The sequence below is a fragment of the Pseudotabrizicola sp. L79 genome (assembly GCF_036553525.1).
Lineage (GTDB): Bacteria > Pseudomonadota > Alphaproteobacteria > Rhodobacterales > Rhodobacteraceae > Pseudotabrizicola.
Genome location: NZ_JAZHDA010000055.1, coordinates 13,201 through 27,232 on the forward strand (window position 1 = coordinate 13,201; position 14,032 = coordinate 27,232).

Sequence of the window (14,032 nt, forward strand, 5' to 3'; positions counted from 1 at the left end):
CATGGCTGATCCCGAGATGACCGATCCGCAGAAGGGCACTGAGCCGGACTACAAAGTCGAGCGGCCCAAGCCGAAGATGACCCGGCAGCAAAAGCTTGGCATGGGCGCGCTCTTGGCCGGTGCAAGCCTTGTCGCGCTCTGGACCATCTGGCCCTCCAGCCGTGCCATCCCCGATGTGGAAACCTCCGCCGTCGAGGAATTCCAGGATCAGGCGGGAGGCTCGCCTTTCGGAGCGATTGAGCCGGGACCGGAAGCAAAGCCCGCCGGGGATGGATTTTCCGACATCGAGGGCGAACTGGCCTCACAGCGGGAAGACCTCGAAGCGCGGAACGCCACGCTCCAGTCCGAGGTCGAACGGCTACAACGCGAACTGGGTGATCTTGCCGACAGGGCCAATGCCGAGAAGGACCAGACCGCCAAGGAACTGGCGCTCGCGCTCGAAGAGGCACAGTCGCAAAACCTCGCTCTGATGGAGGACATGCGGCGGCAGTTCAATCAGGAGATCGCTGTCCTGAAAGCAAGCGCGGACACCACAGGGGCAGCAGAAGCCGCCCGGGAGGCCGAACTGGCCGCCAAACGTGCCGAGCGCGAGGCGCAGCTAGCGGCCCGCGTGGCCTCGCCTTCGGTCGTCTTTGACGATGGGCAGAAGGGTGGAGCAGGGGATGCCGGGATGGGGATGCCTGAGGCCCCGGCCGAGGGTCGAGATTCTGCGGGGCGGGATTTCGTGCAGTCGGGGCGGGAAGCCACCGCCACCGAAGTGAGCCAGGTGATCGCCAATCCGTCGAACACCGTCCTTCAGGGCACGATGATTGATGCGACCCTCGAAAATGCGGTCGACTCGAGCCTGCCCGGTCAGATCACAGCCATCGTGACCCGGCCGGTCTGGTCCTTCGATCAGGCGCAAATCCTGATCCCCGCCGGCTCGCGCCTCTTCGGGGACTATTCCTCGGACGTGGCCATCGGCCAGGGCCGCATTCTTGTGGCCTGGACCCGGCTCGTCACACCGGACGGGCAGTCCGTGCAGATGGAGGCCTTCGGTGGCGATGCCCAAGGACGCTCCGGCCTCACCGGCAAGGTCAACACCCGCTTCGGTGCCAGGTTCGGGTCGGCTGCGCTGATTTCCCTTCTCGGGGCCGCCCCCGCCGTCGCCGCCGCGAAATACACCGATGGGGTCAGCTCCGACACAGCCGAGAGCATGGGCGAGGACCTGAGCGCAGCCATGAGTTCAGCGGTCGAGGCCTATACGAGCCTGCCGCCGATCATCACGGTCGCCCCCGGGGCCGTGATCACGGTCATGGTCGACCGCGATCTGGAAATCTGGTGATGGATGATCGACCGAGTTTCCTCGGGACCTACCTCACGCCAATTGCGCCGCTGTTCCTGCGGGACGATCTGGTCGAGGTGGCGATCAACCCGGACGGAAAGGTCTGGATCGAGCGGAAGGGTGCGACCCACATGGAGCGGGTCGCGCATCTGTCCATCGATCGGGTCCTGTCTAAGAACCTTGGGCAGGCAATAGCTTCTGCCGTTGGCGTGCAGTTCTCCGAAAAGAAGCCCACCGTCTCCGGAAAGATCGTCTGGGGCGATATGGCGATCCGGGCGCAGGTCGTGGCACCGCCGATCGTAGAGGGGGGAATGGCCATCACCTTCCGGCCGTTCAAGGTTTCCGCCGATCAGCTGATCGAGCCGCGCCTCTTACATGGTTGTCTCGTCGATCTCGACGCGAAGCGTCGGGAAAGGACAGGGGAGGCGATGAAGCTGGCTGAAGCCGGGCAGGTCGTCGATGCGATGCGATTGTGCGTCAATGAGCGCATGAATATTCTGATTTCTGGTGGTACCTCGACCGGCAAGACGACCTTCGCGCGGTCGTTGTTGTCGATGGTGGACCCGGGGGAGCGGATTCTGACCATCGAGGATGCCTATGAGCTGTTCCCCCGCCAGGAGAACGCAGTAGCGCTCAAGGCGGATCGTAGTGCCCAAGGCGAACGCACCTCTGCGCGTCTACTGGAAGCTTCGCTCCGGATGAGACCGGATCGGATTATCCTAGGCGAGCTGCGGGGGGAGGAGAGCCGGACCTTCCTCGAAGCGATCAACACCGGGCACGGCGGGTCGTTCACAACCATCCATGCCGACACCGCGCGAAAGGCTATTGACCGGTTGGCGATCATGGTCATGGCCGCCGGGCTGGGCATGGGGTTCGAGGAGGTGAAGCGGTACTGCGAGGGAAGCGTGGATCTGGTTGTGCAGCTATCTCGGCAGGGCGGGCAGCGCGGGGTGGCGGAGATACTTTGCCTGTGAGGGTTGCGAAGTGCGGGAACCGGCCATTGACCAAACCATGCCCGTCTGGCCAATCATTAGCATTGCAGACATTCCGGCAATGGAAGTTCAGGTCCTGAACAGAGTTGAACGCTTTGATCTTAGGAAGGACAGCCCGTCAGGCGGATCATTGAAATCGTTGCCAACCTCCCGTTTGCTGGCATTCTTCAGCGTCACAGCGTAAAACTCATCCAGAGCGCACGGTGAAACCTTTCATTTTGCGCAGTCCTTTAATCATGCAGTTTACCGCCAATGAAAACAGTTGATCTGGACGCTGCCGATATGCGCATTCTGTCTGCGCTTCAGAGCCATGGCCAATTGAGCAAATCGAAGCTGGCCGAAATAGTGGGCCTGTCTGCGACGCCGTGCTGGGCACGGGTGACACGGTTGAAGAAGGCCGGGCTGATCCATGGCTATCACGCTGACATCGCGCTGTCTCAAATCATCGCAGGTTTGGCCAAAGTGGTGGTGACGGTGTCCCTCAAGAGCCATCGGAAATCTGATTTCGAACGGTTCGAGACCCACATTCTCAACACCCCCGAGGTGACAGATTGCATTTCGACGGGGGGCGGGATGGATTATGTGTTTACCGTGGTCACCACCAGTTTGTCCACCTTCCAGACCTTGATGGAGGCGATGCTTGACGCCGAGTTGGGGATCGACCGCTATATGACCTATATCGCGACGCGTCAGATCAAATCGGGCCGCCCCGACCTTGGCCGCCTTGTCGCCGCGCAAGCACCAAACCGCGAGTCCAGTGCGAAAGACTGAACGGGCCGGTTTATTGGAAACTTTGGTCTGATCGGTCTTCTTCGGCCCTCTCTTTGGCCCGATTGCCCCACCGCAATTGCCTAAATTCCGTGCCATGAACCAACCGTCGCGCGGTCGAAGGACAGACCCGCCAGCAAGGGCAAGCAAGATGACAACGGCAAAAGACTTTGGCTTCGGCACGCAGATCCGCAAATCCCCCTACTTCGATGCCACGGTGCGCTGGGGGGCGACGGCGTTCTCGGTCTATAACCACATGTATATTCCGCGCGATTTCGGGAACCCGGAACAGAACTTCTGGAACCTCGTCAATGACGCGATCCTGTGCGACGTGGCGGTCGAGCGTCAGGTGGAAATCACCGGGCCGGATGCGGCGAAATTCGTCCAGACGCTGACGTCACGCGATCTGTCGAAGATGGCCGTGGGCCAGTGCAAATACATTCTGATCACCAATGCCGAGGGTGGGCTTCTGAACGACCCCATCCTGCTGCGTCTGGCCGAAAACCACTTCTGGATTTCACTGGCCGACAGCGACATCCTGCTGTGGGCGCAAGGTGTGGCTGTGCATGCGGGGATGGATGTGACGATCCATGAGCCCGATGTATCGCCCGTGCAATTGCAGGGGCCCAAGTCGGGCAAGATCATGCAGGCGCTGTTTGGCGACAGCATTCTGGATCTGAAATACTATTGGCTGCGTGAGGTCGAACTGGATGGCATGCCCTTGCTGATCTCGCGCACCGGATGGTCAAGTGAGCTGGGCTATGAGATCTATCTGCGCGACAGCGCATATGGCGACAAGCTATGGGAAACGATCATGGCTGCGGGCGCGCCCTTTGGTCTGAAACCCGGCCACACCTCATCGATCCGTCGGATCGAAGGCGGGATGCTGTCCTATCATGCCGATGCAGACAACAAGACCAACCCGTTCGAATTGGGGCTGGACCGTCTGGTCAACCTTGACATCGAGGCGGATTTCATCGGCAAGGCAGCACTTCGTCGGATCAAGGAGCAGGGTGTCAAGCGCAAGCAGGTGGGACTGGTCATCGAGGGCGCCCCGCTGAACGGCCCAAACACCTCTTACTGGCCGATCAAAAAGAATGGCGTGATCATCGGCAAGGTTACCTCTGCCGTTTACTCGCCGCGGCTGAAGCAAAACATCGCGCTGGCGATGGTTTCGACCGAGCATGCGATCCTTGGCTCTGCGGTTGAGGTCGTGAACCGGACCGGGCTTGTCAATGATGCAGGCACAGAGCGGGCGGTTATCGTCGAACGTCCATTCTACGACCCGCAGAAGAAAATCGCTGCTGCCTGAACCGACCTTACAGCAAAGATAACGATCATGTCCGATCTTGCAATCGAGCTGCACTGGCAACGTGCAGAGCCCTCGTTCGTCCCCGGCAAATACTCAGCCGAGCATCTTTTGCGGTATAATAGCAGTTATGAAGTGCAGGTGGATGCCGCCCCGGATTGGGGCGGTAAGGCCGGGAACACCAATCCTGAACAGGCGCTTGCCGCGGCCCTGTCCAGTTGTCACATGATGACGTTTCTGGCCCTCTGCGCCAAGGCTGGCTGGCCAGTGGCCAGCTATCATGACTATGCCGAGGCCCACCTTGGCAAAAACGCCAAAGGACAGATGTCGGTCACGCGGATTGATCTGCACCCTGTGGTGCGCTTTGACACGGGCTTTACCATCGGTGACGCCGAAATGGCCGAAATGCAGGACCGTGCGCATCGCTATTGCTTTATCGCCAACACGCTGGCCGACAGCGTCGAGATCAACCTCCTGTAATCCCCGCAAGGACCGCGCGCATGCAAGACAGCGATATTCTTCTGTCCGATCTGGACGATCACGGCATCCTGCGGCTGACGCTGAATGACAGCCGCCGCCGCAACGCCCTGTCCGAGGCGATGTTGACCCGGCTGGCTGCGGCCTTCGCCGATGCGGCGGACAAGGCGGCGGTCCGGGTGGTGGTTCTGGCCAGCCATGGCCCAGCCTTTTGTGCGGGCCATGACCTGAAAGAACTGACTGCAGGCCGCGCGGCCCCTGATGGGGGCCGGGCCTATTTCACCAAGATCATGACGATGTGTTCGGGGGTGATGCAGGCCATCATAACATGCCCCAAACCGGTGATTGCCGAGGTGACCGGCGTTGCCACTGCCGCCGGGTGCCAGCTGGTTGCCAGTTGCGATCTGGCGATTGCTGCGACGACTGCCAGCTTCTCTACGCCGGGTGTGCATATAGGCCTGTTCTGTTCGACCCCCATGGTCGCCCTGTCGCGCAATGTATCCAACAAGCACGCAATGGAAATGCTGCTCACCGGCGACATGACATCGGCTGCGCGGGCGGCAGAGATAGGATTGGTCAACCGGGTCGTGATGCCCGAGGCGTTGCGGGCCGCCACGACGGAGGTGGCGCTCAAAATCGCCTCCAAATCCAGCCTCACGCTGGCCACCGGCAAACGTGCCTTTTACGAACAGCGCGAGATGCCTTTGGCGGCGGCCTATGACCATGCCTCGGCGGTGATGGTGGACAACATGCTGGCGCGCGACGCAGCAGAGGGCATCGGCGCTTTCATCGCCAAGCGCGCGCCCCAGTGGCAAGACTGCTAAAGCCATGGCGCAAAATCCCTATAACACCGATCTTGATCGCAACCCGGCGAATTACCAGCCGCTCACGCCACTAACCTTTCTGGAACGCGCGGCCAGCGTATTTCCCGACCATACGGCGATTGTGCATGGGGACCTACGGCGCAGCTACGCCAGTTTTTACACCCGCGCACGCCAGCTTGGCTCGGCCTTAGGGCAGGTGGGGATGGGGCGGGGGGATACCGTCTCAGTAATGCTGGCCAATACGCCCGCCATGCTGGAATGCCATTACGGCGTGCCAATGTGCGGGGCCGTGCTCCATTCGATCAACACGCGTCTGGATGCGGCGCTTATCGCATTTCAGCTGGATCACGCCATGGCAGCGGTGGTCATCGTGGACCGCGAGTTCATGGGCCTGATGCAGCAGGCATTGGCTCTGGCCACAGTGACGCCGCGCGTGATCCAATATGACGACCCTGAATATGATGGCGCGGCCACGGCAACGGATGCGCAGGATTACGAGGCGTTTCTGGCCAGTGGCGACCCCGATTTCGACTGGCTGATGCCAGAGGATGAATGGGACGCGATCTCTATCAACTACACCTCCGGCACCACAGGTGACCCCAAGGGCGTAGTGTCACATCATCGCGGCGCCTATTTGTTGGCTCAGGGCAATGCGCTGACCACATCCATGCAAAAACACGCGGTCTATCTGTGGACGCTGCCGATGTTTCACTGCAATGGCTGGTGCTTTCCTTGGACGATGTCGGCCATTGTTGGCACGCATGTCTGTTTGCGTCAGGTCCGTGCCGAACCGATCTGGGCCTCGCTGGCTGACCATGGCGTCACCCATCTGTGCGGCGCGCCCATCGTGATGTCGTTGATCTTGTCCGCGACAAAAGACACCAAGCGCGCGCTGGACCGCCCTGTGCAGTTTTTCACCGCCGCTGCGCCTCCTCCAGAACGGGTCTTGGCCGACATGCGCGCGGCAGGGTTTGAGGTCACACATCTTTATGGGCTTACCGAAACCTATGGCCCGGCCATCATGAATGACTGGCACGACGAATGGTCCCTGTTGCCCCCCGCCCATCAGGCCGCGCTGAAGGCCCGTCAGGGTGTGCGCTATCTGCCGTTGGAGCGCGTCGATATACTTGACCCAGAAACCATGCGCCCTGTTCCACGGGATGGGCAAACTATGGGCGAGGTGATGTTTCGCGGCAATGTTGTGATGAAGGGCTATTTCCGCAACCCCAAGGCCACAGCCGAGGCGTTTGCCGGGGGCTGGTTCCACTCTGGTGATCTGGGCGTGATGCATCCCGACGGCTATCTGCAACTGAAAGACCGATCGAAAGACATCATCATTTCAGGCGGGGAGAACATCTCGTCAATCGAGGTCGAGGAGGTCTTGTATCGCCACCCGGCGGTGGCCGTGGCTGCCGTCGTCGCGATGCCGCATGACAAATGGGGTGAGACGCCTTGCGCCTTTGTTGAACTGGCCGAAGGTCAAACGGCAGACACGGAATCCTTACGGGGTTGGTGTCGCCAGCATTTGGCTGGATATAAGGTGCCAGGTCAGTTTGTATTCACCGCCATTCCACGCACCTCAACCGGCAAGATCCAAAAGTTCGCTTTGCGTGAAAGGGCCCGTGGCTTGGAGGTGTGACGTTCAGCCGAGCTGAGACAAAACACCACCAAGCCAGTGAAGTCGGCAGTCAAACTATGCAAACTTGGGCATCACAGCGCCCAGTTAGCGCGCAATGGCCAGAGTCTGTCGATGATGCTGCTTCGCCAACTTGGCGATCAGTCGATCGCCTTTGACTGGGCATCATGCATGGAAGGCAGGCACGGTCTTTGACGACTGGCGTCCAAGGCCCGCAATCCCCAGCGAGACAACTTCATTCCCTTTCAGATATCTTGGCGGCCTTTGGCCCATGCCGACACCGGGCGGTGTGCCGGTGGAAATAATATCGCCTGACTGCAGGCTCATGAATTGACTGCAATAGGCAATCAGGTGCGGGATTTTGAAGATCAGCGTTGAGGTATTGCCCGATTGCATACGCTCTCCATCGACATCAAGCCACATTTCAAGATTGTTCAGATCTTCTATTTCGTCCGGCGTCACCAGCCAGGGGCCGGTTGGACCAAAGGTGTCGCAGCCTTTGCCCTTGTCCCAAGTGCCCGCGCGATCAAGCTGAAACTCACGCTCGGACACATCGTTGATGACGCAAAAACCAGCAACATGATCCATTGCTTGGGCCTCGTCGATATAGACGCCCGGCTTGCCGATGACGACACCCAGTTCCACTTCCCAATCGGTCTTGACTGAGCCGCGAGGGATCTGAATTGGATCGTTCGGTCCGCAGATCGCCGAAGTCCATTTGTTGAAAATGATCGGCTCTGGTGGGATGGCCATACCGGCCTCTGCAGCGTGATCGGCATAATTCAGGCCTATGCAGATAAATTTGCCAATCTGCCCGACACAGGGCCCCAGCCGCAGATCTTGTTGTGGGGTACCCTCGACGACCGCCAGCGATGAGACATTAAGTTTCTGGAGGGCCTGTATCGTCTGGGGCAAGAGTGCTTCGCCCGCAATATCAGGCACTACCGAAGAAAGATCACGGACCTGTCCGTTGGCATCAAGAAGGCCCGGTTTTTCAGCGCCGGGCGCGCCATAGCGCAGCAGTTTCATCGAAGGTTCCCATTATTGAAACTTTGTCGCGCGGGGCAAATGCCCCGCATCTTTTGGTTTGCCGAAGGCCGCGGTCTTCGAAGGACGAAACGGTTTCTCGCCCTTAGGCAGCTTCGCCCGCGGTGATCCCCGAAATCGCTTGAATGAGATTTTCTTCGGTCACTTCCTCGGCGAAAAATGTGCGCATGATCCGCCCCGCATACATGGCAACGATCCTGTCGGACACATGCAGCACCTCGGGCATTTCAGAGCTAATGACCATCACAGCATAGCCCAGCGCTGCGAGTTCCCTCAGCAATTTGTGGATTTCGGCTTTGCTGCCCACATCAATACCACGGGTGGGTTCGTCGACGATGAGAACCTTGGGATGCATCGACAGCCATTTTCCAATGACAATCTTTTGCTGATTGCCGCCAGACAGGTTTCCGACCCGCGACTTCCAGCTTGGCGTCCGGATATCCAGACGATCACGATACTGGTCGAAGATCGCGATTTCCGCGCCTTCGGCGACAAAGGGTCCGGCCTTTAGATCATCCACTTGCGGTAACGTCATGTTGTCGCGGCAATTCATGCCAAGGATCAGGCCTTGCCCTTTGCGGTCTTCTGGCACAAGGCTGATCCCACGGGCGATAGCATCGGCCGGGGAACGAAGGCGCACCTCTGTGCCATCAAGCAGGATTTGACCGGCGGATGGGTCGCGCAGGCCAAAAAGTGTTTCGGCAATTTCGGTCCGTCCTGCGCCGATCAAGCCATAGAAACCAACGACCTCGCCACGGCGAACCTTGAAACTCACGTCCTGATACAGCTTTCCACAACTCAGGCCACGCACTTCGAGTGCGACTTCTCCCAAATCGTGATGCACGGCAACCCGCGTAAGGTCGAGCTCGCGACCGATCATCATCTGCGTAACAGCCTCTTCATTTGTCTCGCGCGTGATCACCGTGCCCTGATACTGCCCGTCCCGAAGGATCGAGATACGGTCAGTAATTTTGAAAATCTCTTCCATACGGTGCGAGATGTAGATGATCCCAACACCATCCGCTTTAAGATCCGCAATCACGTCAAAAAGGACAACCTTTTCAGCGTCTGTCAGCGACGCAGTCGGTTCGTCAAAGATCACCGCCTTTGCGTCCACGGTCAGGGCCCGGGCGATTTCCACCATCTGTTGGTTCGCAATCGACAGGTCGCCAACACGGGTTTTGGCGTCGAAACCTACATTCAGCTTTTTTAAGATAGCGTTGGTTTGATCTATCAATCTGGGCCAGTCCACGCGGCCAAAGCTTTTACGCGGCAATTCCCCAAGATAGATGTTTTCCGCAACGCTCAGCTCTTCTGCAAGGCTAAGCTCTTGGTGGATGAACACAATCCCTTTGCCTTTTGCCTCAAGTGGGCCGGACATGGTGACCTTTTGGTCGCCCATGTAAATGTTGCCACTATCGGGTTGGTAAATGCCGCCAAGCACCTTCATCAGCGTAGATTTACCAGCGCCATTCTCTCCCATCAGGGCGTGAACTTCGCCACGCATAACGGAAAGAGAGACCCCATCTAGGGCACGCACGCCGGGGAAGGTTTTTACGATGGTGTCAAGATGCAGGACGCGGTCGGATTGGTTCATACCTTCAACTCCTCTTTGCCCTGAACATTCAGCTGGCGGTCCAGAAACAGAACGGCAATCAGGATCAGTCCAATGACAAGGTTCACGGTCGAGGTGTCGGCGCCAATATGGCCCAGCCCTTTGCGCAAAAGTTGAATGGCAATCACACCGCCAAGGGTTCCGATCACGTTGCCAGCACCGCCTGTGATCTTGGTGCCGCCCAGCACAACGGCAGTAATCACCCACAACTCGTAAAGCTGACCATCATTCGGGTTTACAGACCCGCTTTCAGAATAGAAGACCACCGCCGAAAGCGCCGCCAGAAAGCCGATGATCGCGAAATTGATCATCATATGCGGGCCGACACGAATGCCCGCATTCACGGCGGCCTCGCGGTTATCACCGATGGCGTATGCGTTGCGGCCATGCACGGTCTTGGCCATGATAAACCAAAGGACCAGCGTCACGGCCAAAAGAAACCAAGACGCGGTCGCCAGACCAAGAAACTTGGCCTCGGAAAAGTCAACAAGTGTCCAGTTCAGATGGCTTGTCGGGTTTTCGCCATTGAACATGAAAACGATCCCACGAAACCCCAGCATGGACCCCAGCGTGACGATAAACGCGTCGACCCCAGTCTTCCAGACAATCAGGCCGTTTAGGGCACCAAGCACAGTGCCGACCATTAGCGCCAAGGCCCAAGCCACTGGGATCACCCAGTCACCAAGGCCCGCAAACACCGGCCATGTCATGCTGTCCAGCAAGATGATCGCCGCAATGGCAAAGGTCGCCCCGACAGACAGGTCGATGTTCCCATTCACCATCACCAAGGTCATCCCCATTGCAATGATCCCTATGGGGGCCGACTGCTTTAACAAAAGCAGCATGTTTTCGTAGTCCATGAAAGCTTTGTTTGAGAGCGACAGGAATTCTCCTGCAACAGAGAAGAAGATCAGTTCGAGAACGATAAAGCCCCAGATTGCGCCGTTCTTGAGTGCCTTGGATAGTCTGTTTGACTGCACGGTCATCCCTCCCTTACGCCATTGATGACCAGAGCTTGCCGCGCTTGGCTGCGATGTCGAGCCAGACAGCAAGGATGATGATGACCCAAGTCACCACGAACTGGACGTAGAATTGCAGCCCCATAAGAAGCAGGCCATTTTGGATGAAGCCAAGGATCAAGACGCCGATTACGGTTTTGAAGATTGTGCCTGACCCACCAAGCAGCGATGCGCCACCAAGGATAACGGCGGCGAGAACCTCAAGCTCCAGTCCCTGCCCGACGGTATTCTGCGACCCCAGCGACCGACTGGCTTGGATCAGACCGGCTGTCGCGACACAGGCGGCCGAAATCATATAGCACATGAAAACTGCGCGGGCCCGTCGGATGCCGGAAAAGGTTGCGGCTGTCCCGTTCCCGCCGACGGCATAGACCTTGCGTCCAAAGGCCGTTTTAGACAGCAAGACGCCCAGAAAGGCCGCCAGCGAGATGAAAATGAGGATTGGCACGGGGATGCCCAATGCCGTGCCTTGGCCGAAGACGCTGAACCATGTGCCGGATTTATCTGCGATATCCATGTTCTGGCCGCCGGAATAGGTCAGGGTTAGGCCATGAATTGCCGAAAGCATACCCAACGTCACGATCAGAGAATTGAGCCGCAAATAGCCCACCAAAAAGCCAATCAACGCGCCCAGACACAATGTCATGCCGAACATGGTCGGTATGGCCAGAAGGGGGCCGATCTTATCGTGCAAGTCCAGCACCACGATCGTCGAGAACGACATCATCGAGCCAACCGAGAGATCCAGGTTGCCGCTGATCACCACGAAAGACACACCCAGCGCCATGACCCCGAGAATTGCCGAAGATCGGACGACGCTGAATACATTGTCGACCGACAAGAACTTTGGGTTGGCGACGGTGAATGCGATCATGAATACGGCGAAGGCAATCAGGATGCCTTGTTTCGCCAGAACGCTTGCGATCTTTTGTCTGTTCAATGTTGCCATGATCCCCTCCCTAAGGTCGCTGGCGTCTTTTGCCGGTGCCGAAATCCGGGGCTTCCGGTCAAACCAAGGTCATGCCCCCATCGATCATGACAATCTGGCCGGTCATGTAGTCACTGTCTTTCGAAGCAAGGAAAGTGGTCGTCCCGGTAATGTCCAGTGGCGTTGCCACACGACCCTTCAGGATTTCCGCCGAAAACTCTTCCATCGCCTGACCCGGTCGCTCCGATGCGCCAATCGCCAAAAGATCTTGGTCAACCTGTTCCCACATTTCGGTGGCCACAACACCGGGCGCAAAACCTGTGACGGTTATATCATGCTTGGCCAGATCGCGTGCCGCCGATTGCGTCAAGGACACGACCGCGAATTTCGAGGCACAGTAGGGCGCGACATTGCCAAATCCCTGCCGGCTGGCGATAGAGGCGGTGTTGATGATCTTGCCGCCCGTGCCTTGTTCGATCATCTGGCGTGCTGCTTCCTGCATGCCGATCAGACAGCCCAGCCCGTTCACACCCATGATGAAGTTCCAATTGGCCTCAGTCACGTCCATGAAATTCATGGGTTTGTTCACGCCAGCGTTGTTGAACTTTACATCAAGGCGACCGAATGTCTGCACAGTATGAGCGATCATGGCCCGCACTTGTTCGCGGTTGGTGACATCAACCTGCACCGAGGTAACAGCACCACCAAGGCCATTTAAGCGGCGGCGGTTTGCCTCGGCCACTTCCGACACCTTCGTACCGTTGATATCGGCAAAACAAACCTTTGCACCTTCATCCAGCAGTGCCTCGCCAATGGCCCGGCCGATGCCCTGAGCAGCACCCGTTACGATGCACACCTTGTCAGTTAACCGCCCCATGCCTCACCTCCCTGTGAAACTTCCTGTCGGACGCAATATTTTGGGGCGCGGTGATGCCGCGCCCCAAAGAATACTCGCTTCTTAGAACACTGGCTTGGTGAACTCGCCCATGTTGTCCTGGGTGATCTTGGGTGTATCGAAATAGTTCAAGAACGGCACTTCTTTGCCGCTGAGGACATCGATTGCCGTTTTCAACGCGGCTTCGGCATCATCCACTGGCGACTGATAGATCGAGCCCCAGTATTCACCAGCCGCCATGGCCTCGTAACCAACAGCAAAGTTCGTTGCTCCCACAAAGATGATGCCTTCACGCCCTGCAGCCTTGGCCGCATTCAATGCGCCGACCCCCATGTTGTCGTCACCGGCATAAACACCGTCGATGTCATCATATTTTACAAGGAAAGCTTCCATGACCTGCTGCGATTTTTCGCGGTTCCAGTCGCCGGGCTGGGTGTCGACCACGGTCACGTTTGGGCAAACCTCGGGAAGACGATCCTCGAAACCCTTGGCGCGCTCGATGGCGGTGGTATAGCCGGGCTGGCCAGTGATGTGGACCACCTTGGCTTCGTCCTGAATACCCATGGCAGTAAACTTTTCGCACATGATCTCGGCCGAGCGCGCACCTTGGGTGATGTTGTCTGGTCCCGAGAAGGACTTCACGAACTCAAAGCCCGCTTCGGCAATGTTCGAGTTGGTGACGATCACAGGAATACCAGCCTGATGCGCCTTGCGGACGGCGGGGATCACCGCTTCGCCATTTGTTGGCCAAATGATGATGGCATCAACTTCTTGCTGGATCAGATCGTCCATCTGCGCGATCTGACGGGCCACGTCGCCGCCTGCGTCAAGAACCACAGCTTCGACATTTGCGTTGGCTTCTGCAGCGGCGATGAACGCCTTTTCATAGGTTGTCTGATAGCTGTCGACGCCCACGTTGTTCTGCGTGATGCCAATCTTCATGGTCTCGGCCGATGCCGTTCCTGCCAACGCCAGAACGGCGGTTGATGCTGTCAGCAAGGTGCGAAGTTTCATCTGGGTTTCCTCCCGGTTGATGACGGTGTTGGTTGAATTATTCGGCGCCCCTCCCGGACGCTTCACATCATTCAGGATGCTGAACGATTGCTGATCACAATGGGCACTTGCCACGCCAAGAGATGCATCAATTAAATCCATATTGGATAAATTGACATCCGATATGGATATTTTTGCGATATAT

13 protein-coding genes are annotated in these 14,032 nt (G+C 58.0%); 7 read left to right on the plus strand and 6 right to left on the minus strand.

The window, feature by feature from the left end:
* Position 1: 1 nt before the first annotated feature.
* The 7 genes from V3C85_RS17965 to V3C85_RS17995 all read left to right on the plus strand — a co-directional run bounded on the left by V3C85_RS17965 (position 2) and on the right by V3C85_RS17995 (position 7,333).
* Positions 2-1,324 carry a TrbI/VirB10 family protein gene (locus tag V3C85_RS17965; RefSeq protein ID WP_331796861.1) on the plus strand — a complete coding sequence of 441 codons (1,323 nt, stop codon included), beginning with the start codon at positions 2-4 and terminating at the stop codon, positions 1,322-1,324.
* Positions 1,324-2,298, plus strand: a complete 975-nt coding sequence (locus V3C85_RS17970; protein WP_331796862.1) for an ATPase, T2SS/T4P/T4SS family — start codon at positions 1,324-1,326, stop codon at positions 2,296-2,298. The genes V3C85_RS17965 and V3C85_RS17970 overlap by 1 nt, the downstream gene beginning before the upstream one ends.
* Positions 2,299-2,568: 270 nt before the next feature.
* On the plus strand, positions 2,569-3,087 hold the full coding sequence (locus V3C85_RS17975; protein ID WP_331796863.1) for an Lrp/AsnC family transcriptional regulator: 519 nt from the start codon (positions 2,569-2,571) through the stop codon (positions 3,085-3,087).
* Positions 3,088-3,235: 148 nt separating this feature from the next.
* A complete protein-coding gene (locus V3C85_RS17980) occupies positions 3,236-4,396 on the plus strand; it encodes a glycine cleavage T C-terminal barrel domain-containing protein (protein ID WP_331796865.1) in 1,161 nt (386 codons plus the stop codon).
* A 27-nt stretch (positions 4,397-4,423) separates the two neighbouring features.
* The gene (locus V3C85_RS17985; RefSeq protein ID WP_331796866.1) at positions 4,424-4,873 is read left to right on the plus strand and encodes an OsmC family protein; all 450 of its coding nucleotides are present in this window, start codon (positions 4,424-4,426) and stop codon (positions 4,871-4,873) included.
* 20 nt (positions 4,874-4,893) lie between these two features.
* Positions 4,894-5,694 (plus strand): enoyl-CoA hydratase, encoded by an 801-nt coding sequence (locus V3C85_RS17990; RefSeq protein WP_331796867.1) that lies wholly within the window; start codon positions 4,894-4,896, stop codon positions 5,692-5,694.
* A 4-nt stretch (positions 5,695-5,698) separates the two neighbouring features.
* Positions 5,699-7,333, plus strand: coding sequence for an acyl-CoA synthetase (locus V3C85_RS17995; RefSeq protein ID WP_331796868.1), 1,635 nt, complete (start codon positions 5,699-5,701; stop codon positions 7,331-7,333).
* Between the two features lie 162 nt (positions 7,334-7,495).
* On the opposite strand, the gene V3C85_RS18000 is transcribed toward V3C85_RS17995, so the two are convergent.
* The 6 genes from V3C85_RS18000 to V3C85_RS18025 form a co-directional block, all read right to left on the minus strand.
* A complete protein-coding gene (locus V3C85_RS18000; RefSeq protein WP_331796869.1) occupies positions 7,496-8,359 on the minus strand; it encodes a fumarylacetoacetate hydrolase family protein in 864 nt (287 codons plus the stop codon).
* Between the two features lie 103 nt (positions 8,360-8,462).
* Positions 8,463-9,974 (minus strand): sugar ABC transporter ATP-binding protein, encoded by a 1,512-nt coding sequence (locus tag V3C85_RS18005; protein ID WP_331796871.1) that lies wholly within the window; start codon positions 9,972-9,974, stop codon positions 8,463-8,465.
* Positions 9,971-10,978: an ABC transporter permease gene (locus tag V3C85_RS18010; protein ID WP_445942041.1), complete on the minus strand. Its 1,008-nt coding sequence runs from the start codon at positions 10,976-10,978 to the stop codon at positions 9,971-9,973. The genes V3C85_RS18005 and V3C85_RS18010 overlap by 4 nt, the downstream gene beginning before the upstream one ends.
* Before the next feature lie 7 nt (positions 10,979-10,985).
* Positions 10,986-11,960: an ABC transporter permease gene (locus V3C85_RS18015; RefSeq protein WP_331796872.1), complete on the minus strand. Its 975-nt coding sequence runs from the start codon at positions 11,958-11,960 to the stop codon at positions 10,986-10,988.
* Positions 11,961-12,018: 58 nt separating this feature from the next.
* The gene (locus V3C85_RS18020; RefSeq protein ID WP_331796873.1) at positions 12,019-12,816 is read right to left on the minus strand and encodes an SDR family NAD(P)-dependent oxidoreductase; all 798 of its coding nucleotides are present in this window, start codon (positions 12,814-12,816) and stop codon (positions 12,019-12,021) included.
* 81 nt (positions 12,817-12,897) lie between these two features.
* Positions 12,898-13,848 carry a sugar ABC transporter substrate-binding protein gene (locus V3C85_RS18025; RefSeq protein ID WP_331796925.1) on the minus strand — a complete coding sequence of 317 codons (951 nt, stop codon included), beginning with the start codon at positions 13,846-13,848 and terminating at the stop codon, positions 12,898-12,900.
* Positions 13,849-14,032 lie beyond the last annotated feature (184 nt).

Excerpts from the sequence above, each read along its gene's own strand:
- V3C85_RS17965 (WP_331796861.1), top strand. The coding sequence starts at position 2 with ATGGCTGATCCCGAGATGACCGATCCGCAGAAGGGCACTGAGCCGGAC.
- V3C85_RS17970 (WP_331796862.1), top strand. The coding sequence starts at position 1,324 with ATGGATGATCGACCGAGTTTCCTCGGGACCTACCTCACGCCAATTGCG.
- V3C85_RS17975 (WP_331796863.1), top strand. The coding sequence starts at position 2,569 with ATGAAAACAGTTGATCTGGACGCTGCCGATATGCGCATTCTGTCTGCG.
- V3C85_RS17980 (WP_331796865.1), top strand. The coding sequence starts at position 3,236 with ATGACAACGGCAAAAGACTTTGGCTTCGGCACGCAGATCCGCAAATCC.
- V3C85_RS17985 (WP_331796866.1), top strand. The coding sequence starts at position 4,424 with ATGTCCGATCTTGCAATCGAGCTGCACTGGCAACGTGCAGAGCCCTCG.
- V3C85_RS17990 (WP_331796867.1), top strand. The coding sequence starts at position 4,894 with ATGCAAGACAGCGATATTCTTCTGTCCGATCTGGACGATCACGGCATC.
- V3C85_RS17995 (WP_331796868.1), top strand. The coding sequence starts at position 5,699 with ATGGCGCAAAATCCCTATAACACCGATCTTGATCGCAACCCGGCGAAT.
- V3C85_RS18000 (WP_331796869.1), bottom strand. The coding sequence starts at position 8,359 with ATGAAACTGCTGCGCTATGGCGCGCCCGGCGCTGAAAAACCGGGCCTT.
- V3C85_RS18005 (WP_331796871.1), bottom strand. The coding sequence starts at position 9,974 with ATGAACCAATCCGACCGCGTCCTGCATCTTGACACCATCGTAAAAACC.
- V3C85_RS18010 (WP_445942041.1), bottom strand. The coding sequence starts at position 10,978 with ATGACCGTGCAGTCAAACAGACTATCCAAGGCACTCAAGAACGGCGCA.
- V3C85_RS18015 (WP_331796872.1), bottom strand. The coding sequence starts at position 11,960 with ATGGCAACATTGAACAGACAAAAGATCGCAAGCGTTCTGGCGAAACAA.
- V3C85_RS18020 (WP_331796873.1), bottom strand. The coding sequence starts at position 12,816 with ATGGGGCGGTTAACTGACAAGGTGTGCATCGTAACGGGTGCTGCTCAG.
- V3C85_RS18025 (WP_331796925.1), bottom strand. The coding sequence starts at position 13,848 with ATGAAACTTCGCACCTTGCTGACAGCATCAACCGCCGTTCTGGCGTTG.